At 64.4% G+C, this 25941-nt stretch carries 22 protein-coding genes; 13 read left to right on the top strand and 9 right to left on the bottom strand.

Annotated features, from left to right (window positions below; genetic code table 11):
• Positions 1–2 precede the first annotated feature (2 nt).
• From I6F21_RS09990 to I6F21_RS09960, 7 genes are all read right to left on the bottom strand, one after another.
• Positions 3–596, bottom strand: a complete 594-nt coding sequence (locus tag I6F21_RS09990; protein WP_225183109.1) for a GNAT family N-acetyltransferase — start codon at positions 594–596, stop codon at positions 3–5.
• Positions 597–865: 269 nt separating this feature from the next.
• Positions 866–2371: a glycerol kinase GlpK gene (glpK, locus tag I6F21_RS09985; protein ID WP_225183108.1), complete on the bottom strand. Its 1506-nt coding sequence runs from the start codon at positions 2369–2371 to the stop codon at positions 866–868.
• A gap of 379 nt (positions 2372–2750) precedes the next feature.
• Complete coding sequence (locus I6F21_RS09980) at positions 2751–3524, bottom strand: SDR family oxidoreductase (RefSeq protein WP_225183107.1); 774 nt, start codon at positions 3522–3524, stop codon at positions 2751–2753.
• Positions 3525–3645: 121 nt separating this feature from the next.
• Entirely contained in the window at positions 3646–4788 is a 1143-nt protein-coding gene (gene pimD, locus I6F21_RS09975) for a pimeloyl-CoA dehydrogenase small subunit (RefSeq protein ID WP_225149290.1), read from the bottom strand.
• A 174-nt stretch (positions 4789–4962) separates the two neighbouring features.
• Positions 4963–6153 carry a pimeloyl-CoA dehydrogenase large subunit gene (gene pimC, locus I6F21_RS09970; protein WP_035997966.1) on the bottom strand — a complete coding sequence of 397 codons (1191 nt, stop codon included), beginning with the start codon at positions 6151–6153 and terminating at the stop codon, positions 4963–4965.
• Positions 6154–6172: 19 nt separating this feature from the next.
• Positions 6173–7867 (bottom strand): dicarboxylate--CoA ligase PimA, encoded by a 1695-nt coding sequence (gene pimA / locus I6F21_RS09965; RefSeq protein ID WP_225183106.1) that lies wholly within the window; start codon positions 7865–7867, stop codon positions 6173–6175.
• A gap of 158 nt (positions 7868–8025) precedes the next feature.
• Positions 8026–10122 (bottom strand): 3-hydroxyacyl-CoA dehydrogenase NAD-binding domain-containing protein, encoded by a 2097-nt coding sequence (locus I6F21_RS09960; RefSeq protein ID WP_225183105.1) that lies wholly within the window; start codon positions 10120–10122, stop codon positions 8026–8028.
• A 130-nt stretch (positions 10123–10252) separates the two neighbouring features.
• Here I6F21_RS09960 and I6F21_RS09955 point away from each other — a divergent pair, with 130 nt between their 5' ends.
• From I6F21_RS09955 to I6F21_RS09925, 7 genes are all read left to right on the top strand, one after another.
• Positions 10253–11119 (top strand): IclR family transcriptional regulator, encoded by an 867-nt coding sequence (locus I6F21_RS09955; protein WP_035997958.1) that lies wholly within the window; start codon positions 10253–10255, stop codon positions 11117–11119.
• A 66-nt stretch (positions 11120–11185) separates the two neighbouring features.
• Positions 11186–11983 (top strand): ABC transporter ATP-binding protein, encoded by a 798-nt coding sequence (locus tag I6F21_RS09950; RefSeq protein ID WP_035997955.1) that lies wholly within the window; start codon positions 11186–11188, stop codon positions 11981–11983.
• A complete protein-coding gene (locus tag I6F21_RS09945; protein ID WP_035997952.1) occupies positions 11980–12693 on the top strand; it encodes an ABC transporter ATP-binding protein in 714 nt (237 codons plus the stop codon). Before I6F21_RS09950 ends, I6F21_RS09945 begins: the two co-directional genes overlap by 4 nt.
• A gap of 13 nt (positions 12694–12706) precedes the next feature.
• Entirely contained in the window at positions 12707–13585 is an 879-nt protein-coding gene (locus I6F21_RS09940; protein ID WP_035997949.1) for a branched-chain amino acid ABC transporter permease, read from the top strand.
• A 2-nt stretch (positions 13586–13587) separates the two neighbouring features.
• Positions 13588–14607, top strand: a complete 1020-nt coding sequence (locus I6F21_RS09935; protein ID WP_036021517.1) for a branched-chain amino acid ABC transporter permease — start codon at positions 13588–13590, stop codon at positions 14605–14607.
• Between the two features lie 30 nt (positions 14608–14637).
• A complete protein-coding gene (locus tag I6F21_RS09930; protein ID WP_109142408.1) occupies positions 14638–15873 on the top strand; it encodes an ABC transporter substrate-binding protein in 1236 nt (411 codons plus the stop codon).
• 116 nt (positions 15874–15989) lie between these two features.
• On the top strand, positions 15990–17216 hold the full coding sequence (locus I6F21_RS09925) for an ABC transporter substrate-binding protein (protein WP_109142407.1): 1227 nt from the start codon (positions 15990–15992) through the stop codon (positions 17214–17216).
• Between the two features lie 10 nt (positions 17217–17226).
• Here the strand turns inward: I6F21_RS09925 and I6F21_RS09920 are convergent, their stop codons facing one another.
• Complete coding sequence (locus tag I6F21_RS09920; protein ID WP_156447016.1) at positions 17227–17409, bottom strand: hypothetical protein; 183 nt, start codon at positions 17407–17409, stop codon at positions 17227–17229.
• 55 nt (positions 17410–17464) lie between these two features.
• On the opposite strand from I6F21_RS09920, the gene I6F21_RS09915 reads away from it, so the two are divergent.
• The 3 genes from I6F21_RS09915 to I6F21_RS09905 all read left to right on the top strand — a co-directional run bounded on the left by I6F21_RS09915 (position 17465) and on the right by I6F21_RS09905 (position 21575).
• Positions 17465–18694 carry an ABC transporter substrate-binding protein gene (locus I6F21_RS09915; RefSeq protein ID WP_035997935.1) on the top strand — a complete coding sequence of 410 codons (1230 nt, stop codon included), beginning with the start codon at positions 17465–17467 and terminating at the stop codon, positions 18692–18694.
• Between the two features lie 177 nt (positions 18695–18871).
• The gene (locus I6F21_RS09910; RefSeq protein WP_035997932.1) at positions 18872–20101 is read left to right on the top strand and encodes an ABC transporter substrate-binding protein; all 1230 of its coding nucleotides are present in this window, start codon (positions 18872–18874) and stop codon (positions 20099–20101) included.
• A 190-nt stretch (positions 20102–20291) separates the two neighbouring features.
• A complete protein-coding gene (locus I6F21_RS09905) occupies positions 20292–21575 on the top strand; it encodes a glycerate kinase (RefSeq protein ID WP_225183104.1) in 1284 nt (427 codons plus the stop codon).
• Between the two features lie 119 nt (positions 21576–21694).
• On the opposite strand, the gene I6F21_RS09900 is transcribed toward I6F21_RS09905, so the two are convergent.
• Positions 21695–22216: a MarR family transcriptional regulator gene (locus I6F21_RS09900; protein WP_035997926.1), complete on the bottom strand. Its 522-nt coding sequence runs from the start codon at positions 22214–22216 to the stop codon at positions 21695–21697.
• Between the two features lie 173 nt (positions 22217–22389).
• Between I6F21_RS09900 and I6F21_RS09895 the strand changes: the two genes are divergently transcribed.
• Genes I6F21_RS09895 through I6F21_RS09885 form a run of 3 tightly spaced genes read left to right on the top strand, consistent with a single transcriptional unit; the run spans position 22390 to position 25933 of the window.
• Entirely contained in the window at positions 22390–23430 is a 1041-nt protein-coding gene (locus tag I6F21_RS09895) for a branched-chain amino acid ABC transporter permease (RefSeq protein ID WP_035997923.1), read from the top strand.
• 5 nt (positions 23431–23435) lie between these two features.
• The gene (locus I6F21_RS09890; RefSeq protein WP_225183103.1) at positions 23436–25205 is read left to right on the top strand and encodes a branched-chain amino acid ABC transporter ATP-binding protein/permease; all 1770 of its coding nucleotides are present in this window, start codon (positions 23436–23438) and stop codon (positions 25203–25205) included.
• Positions 25202–25933, top strand: coding sequence for an ABC transporter ATP-binding protein (locus I6F21_RS09885; protein WP_225183102.1), 732 nt, complete (start codon positions 25202–25204; stop codon positions 25931–25933). Before I6F21_RS09890 ends, I6F21_RS09885 begins: the two co-directional genes overlap by 4 nt.
• The last annotated feature ends 8 nt before the right edge of the window (positions 25934–25941 follow it).

The raw sequence follows: 25941 nt of genomic DNA, 5'->3' as shown, positions 1-25941 counted from the left end.
CACTATTCGATGATCGGCACATGCGGCGCTGCATCGCGCGGTGCCGTACCGTCGAGGCGCGGATCGTCGGCGATTTCGATCTGGCGGCGGAAGGGGCGGAAGCCGGAGCGCTGGTAGAAGGCGACGGCGGCGGGATGGTCGAGGGTGCAGGTGTGGACCCAGACGCGGCGGACGTCGCGCGACCAGGCGCGCTCCAGCGCGCGGTTCATCAGGAAGCGGGCGGCGCCGGTGCCGATGAGGCCAGCGGTGACGCCGAAATAGGTCAGCTCGCACTGGCCGCGCTCGCGGAAGTCGAGCTCGAGCAGGCCTTCGTCTCGGCCGTCGAGGAGGAGGGCATAGACCTCGATTCCAGGCGCATGGATGATCGCGGCGAGCTCGGCGTCGGTCATGCGCGCGCGCGAGAACCACAGCCAGCCCTCGCCGACGCGGCGGAAGAGATCGCGGTACCAGGAAAGCGCGGGAGCATCGACCTTGCGCAAGGTCCAGGCGCCGGGCGGATCTTCGCGGCTCGCGGGCGGTGCAGTCATCTCCAGATGGGTGACGATTGCGGCGATCTTGCCGTTCGGGACGTCGGAATAGCCGTCGGGGACGATCATGTTTCGTTTCTTCTTTTGTTAGCGGTTAGCGGGCGGCGCCGTTTGAGGCACCACAGCAGCGCCACACTCCGTCATTGCGAGCGCAGCGAAGCAATCCAGGATCTTTCCGCAGAGGCAGTCTGGATTGCTTCGTCGCAAGAGCTCCTCGCAATGACGGTGTAGAGGCGGTGGTGTAGCCCGGATGGAGCGCAGCGCAATCCGGGATTTGTGCCACCATCGACAGCGGACCCGGATTACGCTGCGCTCCATCCGGGCTACGACATTTGCCGCTACCCCTCCCCCTCGTCGCTCGCCAGCACGCCCTTTACCGCGCGCGCCCAGCCGGCGAGCTTCCGCTCGCGCGTGGCCTGGCTCATGTTGGGCTTGAAGCGGTGCTCGAGGCGCCAATTGTCGGCGAACTTGGTCGGTTCGGGATAGACGCCCGCATTGAGGCCGGCGAGGTAGGCGGCGCCCAGCGCCGTGGTCTCCTGGATCACGGGACGATCGACCGGGGCATCCAGGAGATCGGCGAGGCGCTGCATGGTCCAGTCGGAGGCGGTCATGCCGCCGTCGACGCGGAGCACGACGCTGGCGGTTTCCGAGCTCGGCCAGTCCGCGCGCATTGCGGCCCAGAGGTCGAAGGTCTGGTAGCAGACGCTTTCCAGCGCGGCATGGGCGAGCTCGGCGGGGCCGGTGTTGCGGGTGAGGCCGAACAGCGCGCCGCGGACGCGCGGATTCCAGTAGGGCGCGCCCATGCCGACGAAGGCGGGGACCAGGTAGACGCTCTGCATGGAGTCTGACTGGTCGGCCAAAGGTCCGGTCTCGGCGGCGTGCTTGATGATGCCGAGGCCGTCGCGCAGCCATTGCACCGCGCTGCCGGCGACGAAGATCGAGCCTTCGAGCGCGTAGGTGCGCTTGCCATCGAGTTGGTAGGCGACGGTTGTGAGCAGCTTGTTCTTGGAGACGACGGGCGTGGTCCCGGTGTTGAGCAGCGCGAAACAGCCGGTGCCGTAGGTGGACTTCATCATGCCCGGGCGGAAGCAGGCCTGGCCGATGGTGGCGGCCTGCTGGTCGCCGGCGATGCCGGCGATGACGATGGGGCCGCCGAACAGGTCCGGCGTGCTCTCGCCGAAGCGGGCGGAGGAATCCTTCACCTCGGGCAGCATCGAGCGAGGCACGCCGATGATCTCCAGCAGCTCGTCGTCCCACGCGCCGGTGTGGATGTTGAACAGCAGCGTGCGCGAGGCGTTGGTGGCGTCGGTGGCGTGCACCTTGCCGCCGGTGAGGCGCCAGAGCAGATAGCAATCGATGGTGCCGAACATCAATTCGCCGCGCGCGGCGCGCGCGCGGGCGCCGGGGACGTGGTCGAGGATCCAGGCGACTTTGGTTCCGGAGAAATAGGGATCGATGATCAGGCCGGTCTTCTCAGAGATCACGGGCTCGCGGCCTTCTGCCTTGAGCTTGGCGCAGATGTCGGCGGTGCGGCGGTCCTGCCAGACAATGGCGCGGTGCACGGCCTGGCCGGTGGCGCGGTCCCACACCACGGTGGTCTCGCGCTGGTTGGTGATGCCGATCGCGGCGATGTCCTTTGCGGTGATCCCGGCATGCTCGATCGCTTCGCGGCAGACCATCACGGTCGAGGTCCAGATGTCCTCCGGCTCGTGCTCGACCCAGCCGGAGGCCGGAAAATGCTGCGGAAACTCGGCCTGCGCCTTCGCCGCGATGGAAATATCGCCGCGAAACACGATCGCGCGCGAAGAGGTGGTGCCCTGGTCGATGGCGAGGACGAAAGACATGGCGGCTTACCTTGGCGTTTTCTTTGGGCGTCTTCCCTGGAGGGGTCATTGTGTCGCGCCAAAGGGAGCGGATTAGGGCGGCAAGGTCAAGGTTTGGATCAGTGGGGGCCGCTGCTCTTCCTTCTCCCCTCGTGGGAGAAGGTGGCATAGGCGGCCGTCGGCCGCCGTTCTCAAGAACGCCGAAGCAAGGCTTCGGCTACGGCGCCGGATGAGGGGTATGCTTTAGCGAATACAGCCGCAAAAGAGTCACACGCGGAGGGATACCCCTCACCCGTCTCGCCGCTTCGCCATAGCCGATGCGAAGCATCGGCGTTCTTGAGAACGGCGGCCGAAGGCCGCCTATGCCACCCTCTCCCGCAATGGGAGAGGGGAAAGAACCCTACACCGCCGCCGTTGTCACGCCGCCGTCGATGACGATGGTTTGGCCGGTCATGAAGCTCGAGGCGTCGGAGGCGAGGTAGGCGACGGCGCCGGCGATCTCGTCGGGTTCGCCGATGCGGCGGAGCGGCGTGGTGGCGGTGCGGCGCTTCAGATTGGCTTCGTCTTCCCAGAGCGCGCGGGCGAAGTCGGTCTTGACCAGGCCGGGCGCGATGCAGTTGACGCGGACGCCTTTCGGACCCCATTCGCCGGCGAGCGAACGGCACAGCGCGAAGTCGGCGGCCTTGGAGATGCCGTAGGCGCCAATCACGGTGGAGCCGCGCAGGCCCCCGATCGAGGAGATGATGATCACCGAGCCCTTGCCGCGCTCGGCCATTTGCGGGATCGCGAGCGCGGAGAGCCAGATGTTGCTCTTGACGTTCGAGCCCATGATCTTGTCGAAGGCTTCGTCGGTGATTTCGAGCAGCGGGCCGTAATAGGGATTCACGGCGGCGTTGCAGACGAGAATGTCGATGTTGCCGTAATGCTTCGTCGCGCCCGCGATCAGCGCCTCGACCTCGTTCTTGCGCGCGATGTTGCAGGGAATGACGATGGCATCGCCGCCAGCGGCATTGATGCCGTCGGCGACTTCCTTGCAAGCGTCGGCCTTGCGCGAGGAGACAACCACCTTGGCCCCGAGCTTGGCGAGGAGTTCGGCGGAGGAGCGGCCGATGCCGCGGCTGGAGCCGGTGACCACGGCGACCCTGCCGGTGAGATCGAACGGGGTGCTTTGCATTGGTGTTGCCTCAGATGCTTCGTCATTCCGGGGCGCGCCTCTTGGCGCGAGCCCGGAATCCATACTCCCGATCGTGGCTATGGATCCCGGGCTCGCGCTTCGCGCGCCCCGGGATGACAGGTCAGATCAACCCGCCCGCATCCGCGACGCGGCGCTGGTGGTAGTCGGTGTCGCCAAAGGTGTTCTCGATCATGGTGAGGCGCTTGAAGTAGTGGCCGATCTTGGCCTCCATGGTCATGCCGATGCCGCCGTGGAGCTGGATCGACTGCTGGCCGACGAATTTCAGCGACTTGCCGATCTGCACCTTGGCCGCGGCGATCGCGTTGCTGCGCTCCTTGGCGTCCTCGAAGTCGTTCGCCATGGTCGCGAACATCGACATCGAGCGCGCCTGCTCGGTGGCGACGAACATGTCGGAGGCGCGGTGCTGCAGCGACTGGAACGAGCCGATCGCGACGCCGAATTGCTTGCGGGTCTTGATGTACTCGACCGTGGTCTTGAGCGATTCGTCCATCAGGCCGACCGCCTCGGCGCAGAGCGCGACGCGGGCTTCGTCCACCACGCGCTCGATCAGCGCGAGCGAATCCTCGGGGTTGCCGAGCACGGCGTCGGGACCGACCTCGACACCGGTGAAGGTGATGTCGGCGGCGTGCAGGCCGTCCTGGGTCGGATAGGACTTCTTGGCGACGCCCTTGGCATTGGCCGGAACCAGAAACACGCCGATGCCTGACTTGTCGCGGCGGTCGCCCTTGGTGCGCGCGGTGACGATCAGGGTATCCGCGTTCTCGCCGTTGAGCACGACGAACTTCTCGCCGTCGATCACGTAAGAATCGCCCCTCTTCTTCGCGGTCGTGGTGACGTCGAACAGATCGTAGCGCGAGTTCTTCTCGAGCTGGGCGAAGGCCAGCGTCTTGCTGCCGTCGATGATGCCGGGCACGTGCGCGGCCTTCTGCGCATCGGTGCCGGCATGACGCAGGAAGCCGCCGCCGATCACCACCGTCGCCAGATAGGGCTCGAGCACCAGCGCCTTGCCGAGCGCCTCCATCACGATCATGGTCTCGACACCGCCGCCGCCGAAGCCGCCGTCAGCCTCGCTGAAGGGCAGGCCCAAAAGTCCCTGCTCGGCGAGCTTGAGCCAGACCGTTTTGCTCCAGCCGCCCTTCTCCGCCATGTACTTCTTGCGCTGCTCGAAATCGTAGGAATCGGTCAGCAGGCCGTCGATGCTTTCCTTGAGAAGCCGCTGCTCCTCGGACAGATCAAAATCCATTTCTTTGGTTCCTCGTACCCGGACTTATTTGGCTTCGTCATCCCGGGGCGCGCGTAGCGCGAGCCCGGGATCCATACTCCCGATCGGGGTTATGGATTCCGGGTTCGCGACTTCGTCGCGCCCCGGAATGACGGTTGAATATTGCCCTCCCCGCGGTCGCGGAGAGGTGGCAGATCACAGCCCCAGCACCGCCTTGGCGATGATGTTGCGCTGGATCTCGTTGGAGCCGCCGTAGATCGAGACCTTGCGGTTGTTGAAGTAGCTCGGCGCGATCTGGGCGGTCCAGTCCATGGCTTCGTTCGAGCCATCGTCGCCGTGCACGTCGTAGGGCGCGGCGAACGGGCCGATCACTTCCATCAGAAGCTCGGTGGTGGTCTGCTGGATCTCCGAGCCCTTGATCTTCAGCACCGAGGAGGCCGGATTGGGCTTGCCCTTGCCGTGCTTGCCTTCGTCGGCGACGACGCGCAGCTGGGTGAGCTCGAGCGCCTTCAGCTCGATCTCGCAGGCCGCCAGCTTCTCGCGGAAGGCGGGATCCTGGATGATCGGCTTGCCGGCGGATTCGACCTTCGAAGCCAGATCCTTGATGCGGCGGATGCGCTCCTTGGAGACGCCGACGCGGGCGATGCCGGTGCGCTCATTGCCGAGCAGGAATTTGGCGTAGTCCCAACCCTTGTTCTCCTCGCCGATCAGGTTCTCGTAGGGAACCTCGACGTCGTCGAAGAAGACTTCGTTGACCTCACGGCCGCCGTCGATGGTCTGGATCGGGCGAACGGTGACGCCCTTCGACTTCATCGAGAACACGATGAAGGAGATGCCCATCTGCTTCTTGGCGTTGTTGTCGGTGCGGCAGAGGCAGAAGATCATGTCGGCGTGCTGGGCGAGCGTGGTCCAGGTCTTCTGGCCGTTGATGATCCATTTGTCGCCACGGCGCTCGGCCTTGGTCTTGAGCGAGGCGAGGTCGGAGCCGGAGCCGGGCTCCGAAAAGCCCTGGCACCACCAATCGTCGACATTGGCGATGCGCGGCAGGTACTTCTTCTTCTGCTCCTCGTTGCCGAAGGTGTAGATGACGGGGCCGACCATGCTGACGCCGAAGGCGAGCGGCTGCGGCGCCGGATAGGACTGCAGCTCCTCGTTGAAGATGTAGTGCTGCACGCTGGTCCAGCCGGTGCCGCCATATTCCTTCGGCCAATGGCTGACGCCCCAGCCCTTCTTGTTGAGGATGCGCCACCACGTCACCATCTCGTCCTTGGAGAGGTGACGGCCCTCGACCAGCTTGCGCCGCGTATCCGGCGGCACGTTGTCGCGGAAGAACTGCCGCACTTCGTCGCGAAACGCCTGCTCTTCTCTAGTGAATGCGAGATCCATCGGATCCTCCTGTGAAACGTTACTTCATCTTCGTCATTGCGGGGGCATCAGCAGCGCGAATCCCGGAAGACGATTTCTGCTGCTGGCGCAATTCGTGGCGCGACAATTTCCCGACCGGCGTCCGCGGCAGGTCGTCGACGAACTCGACCGCGGCCGGCAATTCGTGCCTGCCGAGCTTGCCGGCAAGCTGCGCGCGCAGCTCGTCGAGCGTGAACGGCTTTGCCTCGGGCCTCAACTTGATGAAGGCCTTGGCGGCTTCGCCGCGATAGGGGTCGGGAATGCCGAGCACGATCACCTCGTGCACGCCCGGAATGGTGTAGATCGCCTGCTCGATCATCTGCGGGTAGACGTTGAAGCCGCCGGAGATGATCATGTCCTTCTTGCGGTCGACCAGGAAGAAGTAGCCGTCGGCATCGACATAGCCGATGTCGCCGGTGAGAAAGCGGCCATCGACGAAGGCCTCGGTCGATCCCTCCGGCTTGTTCCAGTAGCCCTTGGTGACGTTCGGGCCCTTAATGCGGATCTCGCCGATCTCACCCGGTGGCAGCACGCGCCTGGGATCGTCGAGCGCGACGACGTCGAGCTCGATGCCGGGCAGCGTCAGGCCGATCGAGCCCGGTTTCTCGGGGCCCTCGGGCGGATGGCCGGTGCCGGGCGAGCAGGTCTCGGTCATGCCCCAGCCGCTCTTCAGCTTCTTGCCGACCTTGCGCTCGAAGAAGCCGGCGATCTCCACCGGCAGCGGCGCGCCGCCGGAGCCGATGGTGACCAGCGAGGAGAAGTCGCGTTTGTCGAGATCGGGCAGCGCGGCGATCGCGATCCACATCGTCGGCACGCCTGGGAAATACGTCGCACGCTTGACCTCGATGTCGCGCATCACGGCTTCGACGTCGAAGCGCTGATGCAGCGAGATCAGATTGCCGCGGCGGAGCGAGGACAGCAGCACCACCGTGAGCGCGTAGATGTGGAACAGCGGCAGCACGCAGATCACGCGCTCGATTGTCTCGCCGCGCGCGGCACGGGCCGGCTTGCCCCAGACGTCGTAGATCGACACCGCCGAGGTGAGATTGCCGTGCGTGAGCATCGCGCCCTTCGGCAGGCCGGTGGTGCCGCCGGTATATTGCAGCAGCGCGACGTCGTCGGCCGCGACGACAGGCCATTGCGCCGGCGCGATGGCGCCCTCGACGAAAGCCGCGAACGTGACGATGCGGGGATCGTCGGGGATCGCCGCCTGCGGCGTGCCGACCTTGCCCCAATGATCGTCCTCGCAGACGACGAGCTTGTCGATCAGGCCCTTCTCCAGGAATTTCAGCGCGGTCGGCAGCAGGGCCTGGAGGTTGGAGGTGACAAGCAGGCGCGAGCCGGAATCGGTGATCTTGTGCGTCAGCGCGATCTCGCCGTCGAGCGGCGACAGATGCGCGACGCGGCCCCCGGCCTTCAGCGCGCCGAAGAAGCTGACGGGATGATCCGGCGTGTTGCCGAGGAACAGCGCGACCGAGCTGTTCCTGCCGATGCCTTCGCGCAGGAACGCTGCGGCGGCGCGATCGGCCAAGCTTGCGAGCTCGGTGTAGCTGATGGGCCGGTCGCGGAATTCCAGCGCGGTGCGCGGGCCGAAATCGGCGGCGGCCTTTGCGAGAAGGTCCGGCAGCGTGCCCTGGACGATGGGGTCGTCCCACCGCACGCCCTCGGGATAAAACTGTTCGCCGGGATGGGTCATTTTCCTGATTGCTCGAGCGAACAACTAACACAGACCGTCATTCCGGGGCGCGACGAAGTCGCGAGCCCGGAATCCATAACCACCAGCTGGGGTTATGGATTCCGGGCCTGCGCCTTGCGGCGCATCCCGGAATGACGAAGGTTGGGACGAAGCCCCGATCACGCTGCTTTAGACTCCGCAGCCAGCGAGGCGAACGTCTTGCCCTCCGCGGCGAGCTTCTTCAGCAGCGGGGCGGGCTCGAGGCTGGGGTCGTTGGTCTCCTTGGCGTAGAAGGCCAGACGATCGGCGATGTGCTTGAGGCCGACGCTGTCGGCCCAGAACATCGGCCCGCCGCGATAGATCGGCCAGCCATAGCCGTAGAGCCAGACCACGTCGATGTCGCTGGGACGCGCGGCGATGCCCTCCTCCAGGATCTTCGCGCCCTCGTTGATCATCGGATACATCATGCGCTCGAGGATCTCCTCGTCGCTGACGACGCGCTTCTTGCGGCCGAGACGCAGCAAGGTCTCGTCAATCAGCTTCTCGACATCGGGGTCGGGCAGCGGCGCACGAGAACCCTGCTCGTACTTGTAATAGCCCTTGCCGGTCTTCTGGCCGAAGCGGCCGGCTTCGCACAGCGCGTCCGCGATCTCCGACTTGATGCCGCGATCTTTCCGCGAGCGCCAGCCGATATCAAGGCCGGCGAGATCGCTCATCGCGAACGGGCCCATCGGCATGCCGAACTTGGTGACGACGGCATCGACCTGTTGCGGCAGCGCGCCCTCGAACAGCAGCTTCTCGGACTGCTTGCCGCGCTGGGCCAGCATGCGGTTGCCGACGAAGCCATCGCAGACGCCGACCACGGCCGGCACCTTCGCGATTTTTCGCGCGATGGTCACCGCAGTCACCAGCGCATCCGGCGCGGTCTTGTCGGCGCGCACGATCTCGCACAGCTTCATGACGTTCGCCGGCGAGAAGAAGTGCATGCCGAGCACGTCCTGCGGACGCTTGGTCGACTTCGCGATCTCGTCGATGTTGAGATACGAGGTGTTGGAGGCGAGCACGGCGCCCGGCTTGGCGTACTGGTCGAGCTTGCCGAACACCTCCTTCTTGACCGCCATGGTCTCGAACACGGCCTCGATGACGAGATCGGCATCGCCGACATTCTCGATGCCGACGACGCCGTTGATCAGCGCCATGCGCTTGGCGGGCGCATCGGCCGGGATGCCGCCGCGCGCGGCGGTCGCCTCCCAGTTCTTCTGCATGATGCCCATGCCGCGCTTGAGCTGCTCCTCGCCGGTCTCGATCAGGGTGACGGGAATGCCGGCATTGGCGAAGGACATCGCGATGCCGCCGCCCATGGTGCCGGCACCGAGAATGGCGACGCGGTTCACGGGCCGCGGCTTGGTGCCTTCAGGAACGCCGGCGATCTTGTTGGCCTCGCGCTCGGCGAAGAAGGCGTAGCGCTGCGCCTTGGACTGGTCGCTGGCGACGAGCTTGAGGAAGCCCTCGCGCTCCTTCTTCAGGCCTTCGTCGAACGGCAGGTCGATGGCGTAGCCGACGGCATCGGCGGCGGCGAACGGCGCCTCGAGGCCGCGCGACTTCTTGGTCATGGCGGCGACCGCATTGGTAAAGATCGAGCGGTCGGCCTTGGCGGCTGCGAGCTTGGAATCGTCGTCGCGCAGGCGGCGCAGCGGGCGCTTCTCCGCGAGCAGCTTGCGCACGAAAGCCTCGCCGCCGGAGGCCGGGCCCTCGACGATCTCCTCGATCAGGCCGTTCTTCAGCGCCTCCGCCGCCCCGATCGGGTCGCCGCCGACGATCATCTTGACCGCAAGCTCCGGGCCCACCGCACGGGGCAGGCGCTGGGTGCCACCGGCGCCGGGCAGAAGTCCAAGCTTCACCTCGGGCAGGCCGAGCTTGGCCTCTTTCACCGCGACGCGGAAATGGCAGGCCAGCGCGACCTCGAGGCCGCCGCCGAGCGCGGTGCCGTGGATCGCGGCAACGACCGGCTTGGGCGAGTTTTCGATCTCGGACAGCACGTCGTTGAGCGCGGGCGGCTTCGGCGGCTTGCCGAACTCGGTGATGTCGGCACCGGCAATGAACGTGCGACCGGCGCAGGTCAGCACGATGCCCTTGATGGCGGGATCGGCAATCGCGGCCTTGATGCACTCGAGGATCCCGCCTCGGACTGCGGCACTCAGCGCATTGACCGGCGGGCTGTTGACCGTGACGATCCCGACTTCATCATGACGCTCAAGCTTGACCACTTCGCTCACGGTGTCCCTCCTTGGTGGGGATTTACTTTTATTCGATTTCGCATTGCGGAATTTAATTCCGCATCTTGACGGCAGGGTTATTTTGAAGCACGGACGTTGTCAACGACTCCGCGCAAGAAGCAGATCAGGGATGAAGCGTACAGGAAAGAAGACCGCGACCGATCGGAATTTCGTCGTCGCGCTTTCCCGCGGACTGGAAGTATTGCGCGCGTTCCAACCCAATGACGGCCTGCTGGGCAATCAGGAGATTGCGTCCCGCACCAATCTGCCCAAGCCCACCGTGTCGCGGCTGACCTACACGCTGACCAAGCTTGGCTATCTGACGCCGGTTCCCCGCTTCGAGAAGTACCAGCTCGCCCCGGCAGCGATGTCGCTCGGCTACGCGGCGCTGGCCAATCTGGGCGTTCGGCATTTGTCCGAGCCGTTCCGCGAAGAGGTGATGCGCGCGACCGGCGGCGCCGTCGCCGTCGGCGGCCGTGACCGCCACAGCATGATCTATTTCGGGCAGAGCCGCGGCAGCGAGACCGTCGGCGTTCAACTTGACGTCGGCTCGCGCGTGCCGATTGCAACCAGCGCGATGGGCCGCGCCTATTTCTGGGCACTCGATGACGAAGGTCGCGCCGAAGTGTCGCGCATCCTGCGCGAACATTACGGCAGCCGCTGGCCGAAGATGCGCGAGGGCTTGGAACGTTCCGGCGAGACGGTCGCGAAATACGGCTTTGCGATTTCGGTCGGCGATTGGCACGACGACATCGGCGCCGCCGGCGTCGCGCTCAAGCTCAACGACGGAACCGGGCCTTACGCATTCAATTGCGGCGCGCCCGCATTCCGTTTCACGGAAGAGCGTTTGATCAACGACATTGGACCGCGTCTCTTAGCGATGGTAAGGAACATCGAGGCGGCGCTCGGGGGTCTGATGCCGCATTCAAAAAAAGACATCAGCAAAAAGCTGAAATCAGGAGGAAAAGTTGCGCGTGTGGCCGAGGGATTCAGATAGCCTTTGTCATCATCGGGAGCGGCTCGCATCGCCCCATCGCTCACTGTACGTCGTGAGCGAGACGAGATGACGCAGGCACAGCTCGCGCAGGGTACATCGCCCCTGCTCGCGGTTCGCGACGTCAGCGTCGTGTTCGGCGGCATCGTCGCGCTCAACGGCGTGTCCTTCGACATGCACAAGGGAGCCATCCTCGGATTGATCGGCCCGAACGGCGCCGGCAAGACCACGCTCTTCAACTGCCTGTCGCGGCTGTACCAGCCGTCGTCCGGCGACATCTTGATGGACGGCGTGAGCATCCTGACGCGGCCGCCGCACCGGATCGCCGAGATCGGCATCGGCCGCACCTTCCAGAACGTGGCGCTGTTTCCCAACCTTTCGGTGATGGACAACGTCCGCGTCGGCGCCCATTCGAAGACCTCGAGCGACATTATCAGCGACTCCCTGAAGCTTGCCTGGGTCCGGCGCAGCGAGACCAGCATCAACAAGAAGGTGCACGAGATCCTTGCTTACCTCGACCTCGAGGACGTCGCCCATACCGTCGTGTCCGGCCTACCGTTCGGTACGCAGAAGCGGGTCGAGCTGGCGCGTGCGCTGGCGGCCGATCCGAAGATCCTGCTGCTCGACGAACCCGCCGGCGGCCTCAACCACGAGGAAGTTCATGTACTCGGCGACCTCATCCGCAAAATCCGCGACGAGCGCCATATGACCGTGCTCCTGGTCGAGCATCACATGGGCCTCGTGATGTCGATCGCCGACCACGTTGTCGCGCTGAACTTCGGCAAGAAGCTCGCGGAAGGCACGCCCGCCCAGGTGCAGGCGGACCCGGACGTCATCAAGGCCTATCTCGGGAGCAAGGATCAATGACGCCACTGCTCAACGTCAAGGACCTGCGCGCTTATTACGGCCAGGTCCAGGCGCTCCATGGCCTGTCCTTCTCGCTCAACGAGGGTTCGCTCGTGACGCTGCTGGGCGCCAACGGCGCCGGCAAGACCACCACACTGCGCGCGATCTGCAACATGGTGCGCTCCACCGGCGGCGTCGAGTTCGAAGGCAAGCCGCTGAACAACCGTTCGACCGAGAGCATCGTGCGGTTCGGCATCGCCCACGTGCCGCAGGGCCGCGGCACCTTTACCAACATGACGGTGGAGGAGAATCTCCAGCTCGGGGCCATCACCCGCAAGGACCGCGCCGGCATCGTCTCCGACATCGAGCGCATGTACGCGCATTTCCCAGTGTTGAAGCAGCGCCATACCCAGCAGGCCGGCACGCTCTCCGGCGGCGAGCAGCAGATGCTCGCGGTCGCCCGCGCGCTGATGCTGCGACCGCGGCTGATGCTGCTCGACGAGCCCTCCTTCGGCCTCGCGCCGCTGGTGGTGCGCGACCTGTTCGGCATCCTCGGCAAGATCAACCGCGAGGACAAGGTCTCGATCCTGGTGGTCGAGCAGAACGCCCAGCTCGCACTCGAGCTCGCCGATCAGGCCTATGTGATCGAGACCGGGCGCATCGTGATGTCGGGCAAGGCCAAGGACATCGCGAACAACGAAGAAATCCGCAAATCCTATCTGGGTTACTGAGGGAGCCGGCACAATGGAGCTGTTCACCAACCAGGTCCTGGCCGGCATCGCCACGGGGGCGATCTATGCCTGCATGGCGCTCGCCGTGGTCATGATCTACCAGGCCATCGACCATCTCAACTTCGCGCAAGGCGAGATGGCGATGTTCTCGACCTTCATCTCATGGCAGCTGATGCAGTGGGGCGTGTCTTATTGGGCTGCCTTCCTGATCACGCTGGCATTTTCTTTCGTTGCCGGCATCGCGATCGAGCGCATCCTGTTCAAGCCGCTCGTCAAGGCGCCGGTGCTCACCAACGTCGCCGGCTTCATCGCGCTGTTTGCGATCATCAACTCCTCGGCGGGCCTGATCTGGGACTTCACGATCAAGCAATATCCGACCCCGTTCGGCTCCGCACCGTTCCTCGGCAGCCAGCTGATCTCGACGCACCAGGCCGGCATGATCGGCGTCACCGTGGCGCTGCTGCTCGCGCTCTATTTCTTCTTCCAGTACACGCGCATCGGCCTTGCGATGCGAGCCGCAGCGTCGGTGCCCGAATCGGCCCGCCTCGTCGGCATCAACACGAGTTGGATGATCGCGCTCGGCTGGGGCATGGCGACCGCGATCGGCTCGATCGCCGGCATGCTGATCGCGCCTGTCGTGTTCCTCGAGCCGAACATGATGGGCGGCGTGCTGATCTACGGCTTCGCCGCGGCGGTGCTCGGCGGGCTGTCGAGCCCGTTCGGCGCCGTGGTCGGCGGCTTCCTGGTCGGCGTGTTCGAGAATCTCGCCGGTACCTACATTCCCGGCGTCGGCAATGAGCTGAAACTCCCGATCGCGCTCGCGCTGATCATCTCCGTCCTGGTCGTCAAACCCGCTGGTCTGTTCGGCCGGCATATCGTCAAGCGAGTTTGATCATGAGCGCAGCAGAAGAAGTCGTCGCTGAGGGCCACGAGGCGGTCGAGGCGGTTCCGAAGCGGGCCATGACGCTGGGCACCGGCACCTCGCTGGTGGTGCTGGCCGCGCTGTTGATCGTGCCGATGTTCGTCAAGAACTTCATCATCTTCCAGATGACGATGCTCCTGATCTACGGGCTCGCGGTGCTGGCGCTGAACATCCTGACCGGCGGAAGCGGCCAGTTCTCGCTCGGCCAGAGCGCGTTCTACGCCGTCGGCGCCTATGTGTCTGCGGTGCTGATGGAACATGCCAACGTCAACTACGCGCTGACCATTCCGATCTCCGCCGTGATTTGCTTCGGATTCGGTTACCTGTTCGGCAAGCCGGCGCTGCGGCTGTCCGGCATCTATCTCGCACTCGCGACCTTCGCGCTTGCGACTGCGATGCCGCAGCTGCTCAAGCTGAACTTCCTCGAGCACTGGACCGGCGGCGTGCAGGGCCTCGTCGTCACCAAGCCGGACGCGCCGTTCGGCCTGCCGATGTCGCAGGACATGTGGCTGTACTACTTCACGCTCGCCGTGACGGTCGCGATCTACATCTTCTCGGTGAACCTGTTGCGTTCCCGCTCGGGCCGCGCCTTCATGGCGATCCGCGACAACGAGATCGCGGCCTCCTCGATGGGAGTCAACGTCGCGCTGTACAAGACGCTGGCTTTCGGCGTGTCCGCCGGCATCACCGGCGTTGCCGGCTCGCTCGGCGCCATCGCGGTGCAATTCGTCGCGCCCGACAGCTACACCATCACGCTCGCGATCTCGCTGTTCCTCGGCATGGTGGTCGGCGGCGTCGGCTGGCTGCCCGGCTCGTTCGTCGGTGCGGCCTTCATCATCTTCGTGCCGAACATGGCGGAGAGCATCTCCAAGGGCCTCTCCGGCGCGGTATTCGGCGTGCTGCTGTTCCTCGTCATCTACCTCGTGCCGCATGGCGCAAGGCAGGTCGCGATCCTGGGCCAGCAACTCGTCGGCAAGCTCAGGAAGAACTGAAGACCCGTTGAATTAACCAAGGAGACCGAATTGTATTTTGGAAGAACACTGCGAGCCGCCGCGCTGATCACGGCAACGGCGGCCATCACTCTCACCTCCGGCGCTGCACTCGCCCAAAAGAAATACGACACCGGCGCGTCCGATACCGAGATCAAGATCGGCAACATCATGCCGTACAGCGGTCCGGCGTCGGCCTATGGCATCATCGGCAAGACCGAAGAAGCCTATTTCAAGATGATCAACGACAAGGGCGGCATCAACGGCCGCAAGATCAACTTCGTCACCTATGACGACGGCTATTCGCCACCGAAGGCTGTCGAGCAGGTTCGCAAGCTGGTCGAGAGCGACGAGGTGCTGGTCGTTTTTAACCCGCTCGGCACGCCCTCGAACAGTGCGATCCAGAAGTATCTCAACTCCAAGAAGATCCCGCAGCTCTTCGTCGCGACCGGCGCCACCAAGTGGAACGACCCGAAGAACTTCCCCTGGACCATGGGCTGGCAGCCCTCCTACCAGAGCGAAGCGCAGATCTACGCGAAATGGCTGATGAAGGAGAAGCCGGACGCCAAGATCGCAATCCTCTACCAGAACGACGATTTCGGCAAAGACTACCTCAAGGGCACCAAGGACGGCCTCGGCGCCAAGGCCTCGTCCATGATCGTCATGGAGGAGAGCTACGAGGTCTCCGAGCCGTCGATCGACGGCCATATCGTCAAGATCAAGGCCGCCAATCCCGACGTGCTCCTGATCTACACCACGCCGAAGTTCGCGGCCCAGACCATCAAGAAGACCGCCGAGCTCAGCTGGAAGCCGCTCCAGATCCTCACCAACGTGTCGATCTCGGTCGGTAGCGTGATGAAGCCGGCCGGCTTCGAGAACGCGCAGGGCGTGCTGTCGGCCGCCTACGCCAAGGACTCCACGGATCCGCAATGGGCCAACGACCCCGGCATGAAGAAGTGGAACGAGTTCGTCGACAAGTACATGCCGGGTGCCGACAAGTCGGACACCAGCATGGTTTATGGCTATGGCGCCGCCTCGACGCTGGCCAAGGTGCTGGAGATGTGCGGTGACGATCTCACCCGCGCCAACATCATGAAGCAGGCCGCCTCGTTGAAGGACTTTGCTCCGGATACGCTGCTGCCCGGTGTCAGGATCAACACCAGCGCCACCGACTTCGCTCCGATCGCGCAGCTGCAGATGATGCGCTTCAAGGGCGAGAAGTGGGAACTGTTCGGCGAGATCATCAGCGGTGACGTCGCCTCCGAGTGACGCGTGACGCGATGATCGAGGACGAGGAGCCCCCGCGGACAGTCGCGGGGGCTTTTTGTTGACGACAGGCGCCAATCTTGTTCAATGCGATCGATCCATCCCGGGGTAGGAGAGCAATGGCCGCCGTTCGTTCCCAGGTTGCGACGCTCTGGGCCGCGCTTGCCTTGTGCACTGCAATGAGCGGCGAGGCGCTGGCGCAGAAGAAATACGACAGCGGCGCCTCCGATACCGAGATCAAGATCGGTAACATCATGCCCTACAGCGGTCCGGCCTCCGGCTATGCTGCGATCGGCAGGACCGAGGAAGCCTACTTCAACAAGATCAATGCCGAGGGCGGCATCAACGGCCGCAAGATCAGATTCATCTCCTATGACGACGGCTATTCGCCGCCGAAGACGGTGGAACAGGCGCGAAAACTGGTCGAGAGCGACAACGTGCTGCTGATCTTCGGCTCGCTCGGCACCTCCACCAACAGCGCCATCCGCAAGTACATGAACGAGAAGAAGGTGCCGCAATTGTTCGTGGCGAGCGGCGCCTCGAAATGGAACGACCCCAAGCAATATCCCTGGACCATGGGCTGGCAGCCGAGCTACGTCAGCGAGGCTCGGATCTATGCCAAATACATCATGAAGGAGAAGCCAAACGGAAAGATCGGCGTGCTCTACCAGAACGACGATTTCGGCAAGGACTATCTAAACGGGTTGAAGGAGGGCCTCGGCGCCAAGGCTTCGATGATCGTGCGGGAGGAGGCCTACGACACGTCCGAGCCCGCAATCGACGAGCGAGTCGTGAAGCTGAAGGCGGCCGGCGCCGATATCTTCATCAGCCTCACCAACCAGAAATTCGCCGCGCAGGGAATCAAGAAAGCCGCGGAGATCAACTGGCATCCGATGCACATCATCTCCAACGTCTCGGCTTCGGTCAGCGGCGTATTGGAGCCGGCGGGCATTGAAGTCTCGCAAGGCATCCTGTCGGCGACCTACACCAAGGACGGCTCCGACCCGCAGTGGAATGCCGACGACGGCATGAAGAAGTTCTACAGTTTCCTCGCGCAATACGAGCCCAGGGCCAACAAGCTCGATGCCGGCGTCGTGTACGGCTATGCCGCCGCACAGACCATCGTGAAGGTGCTGCAGATGTGCGGCGACGATCTCACCCGCGAGAACGTCATGAAGCAGGCCGCCAGCCTGAAGGACTTCGCACCCGACACGCTGCTGCCAGGCATCAAGATCAACACCGCGCCCGACGATTTCGCCCCGATCGAGCAGCTGCAGATGATGCGCTTCAAGGGCAGGAAATGGGAGCTGTTCGGCGACATCATCTCGAGCGAGATGAGCCACTGAACGACGCAATTCAAAATAGCCGCTTTCTCGTAAAGCAACTCAAGCGGTGAGTTTGCCCCGCAAAAAGAATCTCACGCGCCGGAATATTCAGCACCGCCTTCGACGAGATCGCCGCCTGCGCGAGGCCCGTGCAGGCGTTCTTCTTGCTGACGGCCGTGGATAGGTATTGAATGCGTGACGGAGCGACGCGCAACGATCGCTCCCAATAAGAACAAACGACACATTCAATCCTGTCCAGGGAGATCAAAATGCCTGCAATGCATGTGCGATTGGGGGCCTTCTCGGCTGCCCTCGTGCTAGCCGCCACGCTGTCCACGACAGCGCTCGCGCAGAAGAAATACGACACCGGCGCATCCGACACGGAGATCAAGATCGGCAACATCATGCCCTATAGCGGTCCCGCGTCCGCCTACGGCGTGATCGGCAAGACCGAAGAGGCCTATTTCCGCAAGATCAACGCAGAAGGCGGCATTAACGGCCGCAAGATCAACTTCATCACCTATGACGACGCCTATTCCCCGCCGAAGACCGTGGAGCAGGCGCGCAAGCTGGTCGAGAGCGACGAGGTGCTGCTGATCTTCAACTCGCTCGGCACCCCGCCGAACTCGGCGATCCAGAAGTACATGAACCAGAAGAAGGTTCCGCAGCTGTTCGTCGCCACCGGCGCCACGAAGTGGAACGACCCGCAGACCTTCCCGTGGACGATGGGCTGGCAACCCAACTACCAGATCGAGTCGATCATCTACGCCAAGTACATCCTGAAGAACCATCCGAACGCCAAGATCGCCGTGCTCTACCAGAACGACGATTACGGCAAGGACTATCTGAAGGGGTTCAAGGACGGGCTCGGAGCCAAGGCCGCCTCGATGATCGTCATCGAGGACAGCTACGAAGTCTCCGAGCCGACCATCGACTCCCACATCGTCAAGATGAAGTCGACCAACGCCGACGTGTTCTTCAACATCACGACGCCGAAATTCGCGGCACAGGCGATCAAGAAGAACGCCGAGATCGGCTGGAAGCCGCTGCACTTCCTCAACAACGTCTCGGCCTCGATCGGCAGCGTAATCAAGCCGGCCGGCTTCGAGAACGCGCAGGACATCATCTCGTCGCAGTACTTCAAGGATCCCACCGACGCGCAGTGGAAAAACGACAAGGCGATGATCGCCTGGAACGAATTTCTGGATAAGTACTATCCGGAAGCGAACCGCGCCGATGCCTCGGTAATGTACGGCTACATCGTCGCCCAGGGCCTCGTTCACGTGCTCAAGGCCTGCGGCGACAATCTGACCCGCGAAAACATCATGAAGCAGGCCGCCAACATCAAGGACTTCGAGCCGGCGGGCCTGTTGCCGGGCATCAAGGTCAACACCTCGGCCACCGACTTCGCGCCGCTGTCGCAGCTGCAACTGATCCGGTTCAAGGGCGAGCATTGGGTGCCATTTGGCGAGGTGCTGAGCGGCGACGTCGGCGGCTGACCATTAACCACTTGCTCAAGATGTAGCCAAATCGAGTAAAGACGCAGCCCCTGCGGCCATGCCGCAGGGGCTTTTCCTTGAAGCGTTCAGGCAAATCGTATTGAATTGCGGCCGCGTCGCGAAGAAAAACGAGACAAGAAAAGGGACGCACACACAAAGAAAAACAGGGAGATTGGAATGCCTGCTGTCACCGGCAAGCTTGCGGCCGCATCATTGGCGCTCGCGCTCATCGCGGCCTCGGCCTCAACCGCAACGGCCCAGAAGAAATACGATACCGGTGCGACTGACACCGAGATCAAGATCGGCAACATCATGCCCTACAGCGGACCGGCCTCCGCCTACGGCATCATCGGTCGCACCGAAGCCGCCTATTTCAAGAAGATCAACGAAGAGGGCGGCATCAACGGCCGCAAGATCAATTTCGTCTCCTACGACGACGCCTACTCGCCGCCGAAGACGGTGGAGCAGGCGCGCAAGCTGGTCGAGAGCGACGAGGTGCTGCTCGTCTTCAACTCGCTCGGCACGCCGCCGAACTCCGCGATCCAGAAATACATGAACTCGAAGAAGGTGCCGCAGCTGTTCGTCGCCACCGGCGCCACCAAGTGGAACGATCCGCAGAACTTCCCGTGGACCATGGGCTGGCAACCCAACTACCAGAGCGAGACGCAGATCTACGCGAAATACATCCTCAAGGCCATGCCGAACGCCAAGATCGGCGTGCTCTACCAGAACGACGATTACGGCAAGGATTACCTGAAGGGCCTGAAGGACGGCTTGGGGGCCAAGGCCGCGAGCATGATCGTGCTGGAGGAAAGCTACGAGACTTCGGAGCCGACCATCGACAACCACATCGTCAAGCTGAAAGCCACCGGCGCCGACGTCTTCATCAACATCACCACGCCGAAGTTCGCGGCGCAGGCGATCAAGAAGATCTCCGAGATCGGCTGGAAGCCGACCCACTTCCTCAACAACGTCTCGGCCTCGGTCGGCAGCGTAATCAAGCCCGCCGGCTTCGAGAATTCGCAGGACATCATCTCGGCCGCCTATCTGAAGGACGTCTCCGATCCGCAGTGGAAGGACGACGCCGGCATGAAGGCGTTCCTGGAGTTCATGACGAAGTACTTCCCCGAGGGCGACAAGCTCGACGGCGGCACCATCGTCGGCTACGGCGTCGCGCAGACGCTGGTCGAGGTGCTGAAGAAGTGCGGCGACAATCTCACGCGCGAGAACGTCATGAAGCAGGCGGCGAGCCTGAAGGACTTCCGCACCGAAGTGCTGCTGCCCGGCATCAAGATCAGTACCGGGCCGAACGACTTCGCACCGATCAGCTCGCTGCAGCTGATGAAGTTCAAGGGCGACAAGTGGGACCTGTTCGGCGAGGTGATCAGCGCCGACGCCGGCGGCTAGAAGCTTCAAAAGCCCGGACAACGAGCCCCCTGCGCTGATCGCGCAGGGGGCTTCTGCTTGTGTGGCAATTATGATCACGCGATTGCACAATCGAATGACGGCGAAGGCGCTTACGCTTCGGCACACGATGCGGTAGGCAGATGGCGGCGACCTCCTCGCCGCCAGTCCAGTCTGCGCAAGGCCATTGTCCATGACCGACCGACGTCCCCTGCTCCGCGCGCTCTACGACGCCGCCGTCGCCGCCGCCCATCCCAACATGGTGCTGGCCTCTCACCTGCGGCCTGCCCCCAGGGGGCGCGTGATCTGTCTTGCCGCCGGCAAGGGCGCCGGCGCAATGGCCGCGGCCGCGGAGCGGCATTATCTCGACGCGCTGGGACTGGCGCCGGAGCGCCTCGTCGGCATCGCCACCACGCGCCACGGCTATGGCGTTCCGACGCGACGCATCCGCGTGGTCGAGGCCGGTCATCCCGTGCCGGACGAAGCGGGCCTGAAGGGCGCGGCCGACACGCTGGCGCTCGCGGGCGAGGCCGGGCCGGACGATCTGCTGCTGGTGCTGCTCACCGGCGGCGGCTCGGCCAATTGGATCGCGCCGGTGGACGGCATCAGCTTCGCGCAGAAGCAGGCGGTCAACAAGGCACTGCTGCGCTCGGGCGCGCCGATCGGCGAGATGAACGTCGTGCGCAAGCACCTGTCGCGGATCAAGGGCGGCCGTCTTGCCCGCGCCGGCAGCAACGCCGCGGAGATCGTGACGCTCGCGATCTCCGACGTGCCGCATGACGATCTGTCCGCGATCGCCTCCGGTCCCACCGTGCCCGATCCGACCACGCTGGCCGATGCGCGCGCGATCGTCGCGAAATACAAGCTCGACATCGACGATGCGGTACGGCGCGCGCTCGACCATCCCGGCAACGAGAGCTGCAAGCCGGGCGATGCCGCCTTTGCGCGCGCGCATTTCGAGCTGATCGCGCGGCCCAAGCAGTCGCTCGACGCCGCGGTCAAGCTCGCGCGCGAGGCCGGTTACGAGGCCATCGACCTCGGTGCCGATCTCGAGGGCGAGGCGCGCGAGGTCGCCGCCGATCACGCCAGGCTGGCGCTTCAGGCACGTAAGCAGGGCAAGCGCGTCGCGATCCTCTCCGGCGGCGAGCTCACGGTCACCGTGCGCGGCAACGGGCGGGGCGGGCCGAACCAGGAATACGCGCTGGCGCTGGCCTCGCTCTTGAAGGACACTTCCGGCATCGCGGCGCTGGCCGGCGACACCGACGGCGCCGATGGCGGCGCCGGCCACCCGACCGACCCCGCCGGCGCGCTGATCGATGCGGCGACGTTCGCGAAGATGAAGGCGCTGGGGCTCGAGCCGCATGCCTATCTCGCCAACAACGACGCGACCACGTTTTTCGAGGCCACGGGCGATCTGCTGCAGCCGGGCCCGACGCTGACCAACGTGAACGACATCCGGGTGATTTTGGTCGATTGAGGTTCGCCGGCTCCTGCAACGTCATTGCGAGCGCAGCGAAGCAATCCAGAATCTTTCCGCGGAGGGACTCTGGATTGCTTCGCTACGCTCGCAATGACGGGAGGTGACAGCGGGGACCATCAAAACTCGTTAGCGATCTTCGCGAGCATCTCGATCAGGGCTTCGCGGTTGGCCTGGCCGAGCAGATCGTTCAGCCGGGCCTCGTGCTTGGTGGCGACGAGCTTCTTGGCGCGCGCCAGCACGGCCTTGCCCTTGTCGGTCAAGACCAGGATGTGCGAGCGGCGGTCGTTGGTGGAGCGGATCCGCGCACAGAGGTCGCGGCTCTCCAGATTGTCGAGCATGGCTACGAAGTTCGGCCTGAGGATGCCGAGCGTGGAGGCGATCTCGGTCTGGTTACGGCCGGGGTTTTTCTCGACCAGGAGCAGCACCGAGAACTGCGCCGGCGTCAGCTGGAGCGAGGCCATGCAGCGCAGGAAATTCTCGAACACCTTGAGCTGCGCACGTTTCAGGACATAGCCGAGCTGCTCGGAAAGCTCGCCGAGCTGGAGGGCCTCCGCCTGCGGCTCGCCTGCCTCCTTGCGGCCCTTGGCCGCGTCGGCCGGCTTGTCGGAGGACTTTTCAGCGGTTTTGGAAACGGTCATCGCCTCGTGCTCGTAATCCCGCTAAATTCCGGGGCGGGTCGTTCCCACCCTTGAAGTTATATTTGATAATTGTTATGGACCATACCAAATATCGCCTGCGTTTTTCAATGGCTGTGAGCGGACCGTCCACCGCAATCGAGGGGACCGGTCCGGATTAGGGGGAGCGTCCGGTCTTGAATACCACCATCATGCTGTTCCTGGTGCAGGACGGCATCACCAATGGCGCGATCTATGCGCTGCTCGGCCTGGCGCTGGTGCTGGTGTTCGCCGTCACCCGGGTCATCCTCATTCCCCAGGGCGAATTCGTCACCTACGGCGCGCTGACCTATGCCTCGCTGGCCGCCGGCCAGATGCCGGGCACGGCAAAGCTGGCGCTGGCGCTCGGCATCGGCGCCTTCGTCTTCGACCTGTTCGTCGCGCGCAAGGCGCTGCACGGGCGGCTGGTCGTCCGCAGCTTCATCGCCAACGTCGTGCTGCCCGCGATCGTGTTGGCGCTGACCCTGTCGCTCGCCGCGCAGAAGCCGCCGGTCGCAGTCTGCATCGCGCTGTCGCTGGTGATCGTGGCGATGATCGGCCTCTATCTCTATCGCATCGCCTTCCAGCCGCTGGCGCACACCTCGGTGCTGGTGCTGCTGATCGCCTCGGTCGGCGTCCATCTCGCGCTGCAGGGACTTGGCCTGTTGTTCTTCGGCGCCGAAGGCCAGCGCGGGCCTGCCGTGCTGTCCGGCGCCTTCACCGCCGGCGCATTGCGCTTCACCGGCCAGAGCATCACCGTCTATGCCATCACCATCGCCTTCATCGTCGCGCTCTGGCTGTTCTTCGGCCTGACGCTCTACGGCAAGGCGCTGCGCGCGACCGCGGTCAACCGGCTCGGGGCGCGGCTTGCCGGCATCCGCACCACGCTGTCGGGCCAGATCGCCTTCCTGCTGGCTTCCGTGATCGGCGCACTCTCCGGCATCCTGATCGTGCCGATCACGACACTGTATTACGACTCCGGCTTCCTGATCGGGCTGAAGGGCTTCGTTGCCGCGATCATCGGCGGCCTCGTCAGCTATCCCCTCACCGCCGTCGCGGCGCTGGTGGTCGGCATCGTCGAGGCGTTCTCGTCCTTCTATGCCTCCAACTACAAGGAGGTGATCGTCTTCATGCTGCTGATCCCCGTGCTGCTGCTGCGCTCGCTCGCCGCGCCCGCGGTCGAGGAAGAGAAGGACTGAGCCCGATGCAGAGCCGGCTTCCCATCCTCGTCTTTGCGATCCTCATGGCGGCGATCCCGCTCATCCCGGGCGTGCCCCCGTTCTGGATCGTGCTGCTCGACAATATCGGCCTTGCCGCGCTGGTCGCGATGGGCCTCGTGCTGCTGACCGGCGTCGGCGGCCTCACCTCGTTCGGGCAGGCCGCCTTCGTCGGTTTCGGTGCCTACACCACCGCCGTGCTGACGACGGCCTATGGCCTGTCGCCCTGGCTGACGCTGCCGCTGTCGCTCGTGGTCAGCGGCTCGCTCGCGGTGCTGCTGGGGCTAATCACCGTGCGCCTCTCGGGGCATTATCTGCCGCTCGGCACGCTCGCCTGGGGGCTCGGGCTGTTCTACCTGTTCAGCAAGCTGGAGTTTCTCGGACGCAACGACGGCATCTCGGCGATCCCGCCGCTGTCGATCGGTGCCTTCAAGATGCTCTCGCCCGGCTCGATCTATTACGCGATCTGGGTCGCCGTGATCCTCTCGGCCCTGCTGACGATGAACCTCTTGGACTCCCGCACCGGCCGTGCCATCCGCGCGCTGCGCCGCGGCCATGTCGCCGCCGAAGCGTTCGGCGTCCACACGCCGCGGGCAAAGCTGCTGGTGTTCATCCACGCCGCGGTGCTCGCCGGCCTGTCCGGGTGGCTCTACGCCCATCTCCAGCGCGCCGTGAACCCGACGCCGTTCGGCGCGCATATGGGCATCGAATATCTCTTCATCGCAGTGGTCGGCGGCGCCGGCTATGTCTGGGGCGGCGTGCTGGGCGCGGCGATCGTCGTGATCCTGAAAGAGGTGCTGCAGAGCTATCTGCCGCTGATCCTGCCGGGCTCCGGCCAGGTCGAGACCATCGTGTTCGGCATCATGCTGGTGGCGCTGCTGCAGCTTGCGCCCGGCGGCCTCTGGCCCTGGCTGATGTCGTTCTTGCCCGAGCGCACCGACGGCAGGAAGCCGGACACCTCGCTGAAGCTGGAGCATCGCACCCGCGCGCCTGCCGAGACCGGCGTCCTGCTTCAGGTCGAGAAGGCGCGAAAGCAATTTGGCGGCGTGGTCGCCGTGAATAACGTCTCGTTCGACGTCCAAGCCCGCGAGATCGTCGCACTGATCGGCCCGAACGGCGCCGGCAAGAGCACGACCTTCAACCTGATCACCGGCGTGCTGTCCGCAACCGCCGGCTCGATCTCGGTGCTCGGCAGGAAGGTCGACAACGCGCCGCCGCAGGAGATCGTCAAGCTCGGTATCAGCAGGACCTTCCAGCACGTCAAGCTCGTCCCCGACATGACCGTGCTGGAGAACGTCGCGATTGGCGCACATTTGCGCGGCCATTCCGGACCCGTTTCCTCGATGCTGCGGCTCGACCGCGCAGATGAAGCCAAGCTGCTCGCCGAGGCTGCCCGCCAGATCGAGCGCGTCGGCCTCACCGAGCAGATGCACCAGCTGGCAGGCTCGCTCTCGCTCGGCCAGCAGCGCATCGTCGAGATCGCCCGCGCGCTCTGCGTCGATCCGATGCTGTTGCTGCTCGACGAGCCCGCCGCCGGCCTGCGCCACATGGAAAAGCAGCGGCTCGCCGCGCTGCTCCGCGAGCTGCGCGACGGCGGGATGTCCGTCCTTTTGGTCGAGCACGACATGGGCTTCGTGATGAACCTCGCCGACCGCATCGTGGTGCTCGATTTCGGCACCAAGATCGCGGAAGGCACGCCGGCGACGATCAAGACCAATCCCGAAGTGATCAAGGCCTATCTCGGAGTGGCGGCATGAGCACGCTGTTGTCCGTCACCGACGCGCATGTCGCCTATGGCAAGGTCGAGGCGGTGCGTTCGGTCTCGCTCGAGGTCGGCAGCAACGAGATCGTCACCATCGTCGGCGCCAACGGCGCCGGCAAGACCACGCTGCTCTCGGCCGTCATGGGCATCCTGCCGCTGAAGGGCCGGGTCGCCTTTGCCGGGCAGGATCTCGCCCGGCTCGACATCGAGGACCGTGTCGCCATGGGGCTCGGTCTCGTTCCCGAGCATCGCGAATTGTTCGTGACCATGAATGTCGAGGACAATCTCGAGCTCGGCGCGTTCCGGATCGAGCGCAGCAAGGCCAAAACCTCGATGGAACGGGTCTATGCGCTGTTTCCGCGGCTGAAGGAGCGGCGCAAGCAGCTCGCCGGCACGCTCTCCGGCGGCGAGCAGCAGATGCTCGCGATGGGCCGCGCGCTGATGGGCGAGCCGAAGCTCCTGATGCTGGACGAGCCGAGCCTCGGCCTTGCCCCGATCATCGTCGCCGACATCTTCCGCATCGTCACCGAGCTCCGCGCCGCCGGGGTCTCGGTGTTGCTGGTCGAGCAGAACGCGCAGGCCGCGCTGAAGATCGCGGACCATGCCTATGTGATGGAGCTCGGCGAGTTCGTGCTCAGCGGCAAGGCCAGCGACATCGCCGCCAACGAGCGCGTCGCGGCGAGCTATCTCGGCTTCCAGCACGAAGGCGCGAGTGCGATTTGATTTCTCTT

The organism is Bradyrhizobium sp. NBAIM03 (assembly GCF_020194055.1).
In the GTDB taxonomy this organism is placed as follows: domain Bacteria; phylum Pseudomonadota; class Alphaproteobacteria; order Rhizobiales; family Xanthobacteraceae; genus Bradyrhizobium; species Bradyrhizobium yuanmingense.
This window is presented reverse-complemented; position numbering and strand designations above follow the sequence as displayed.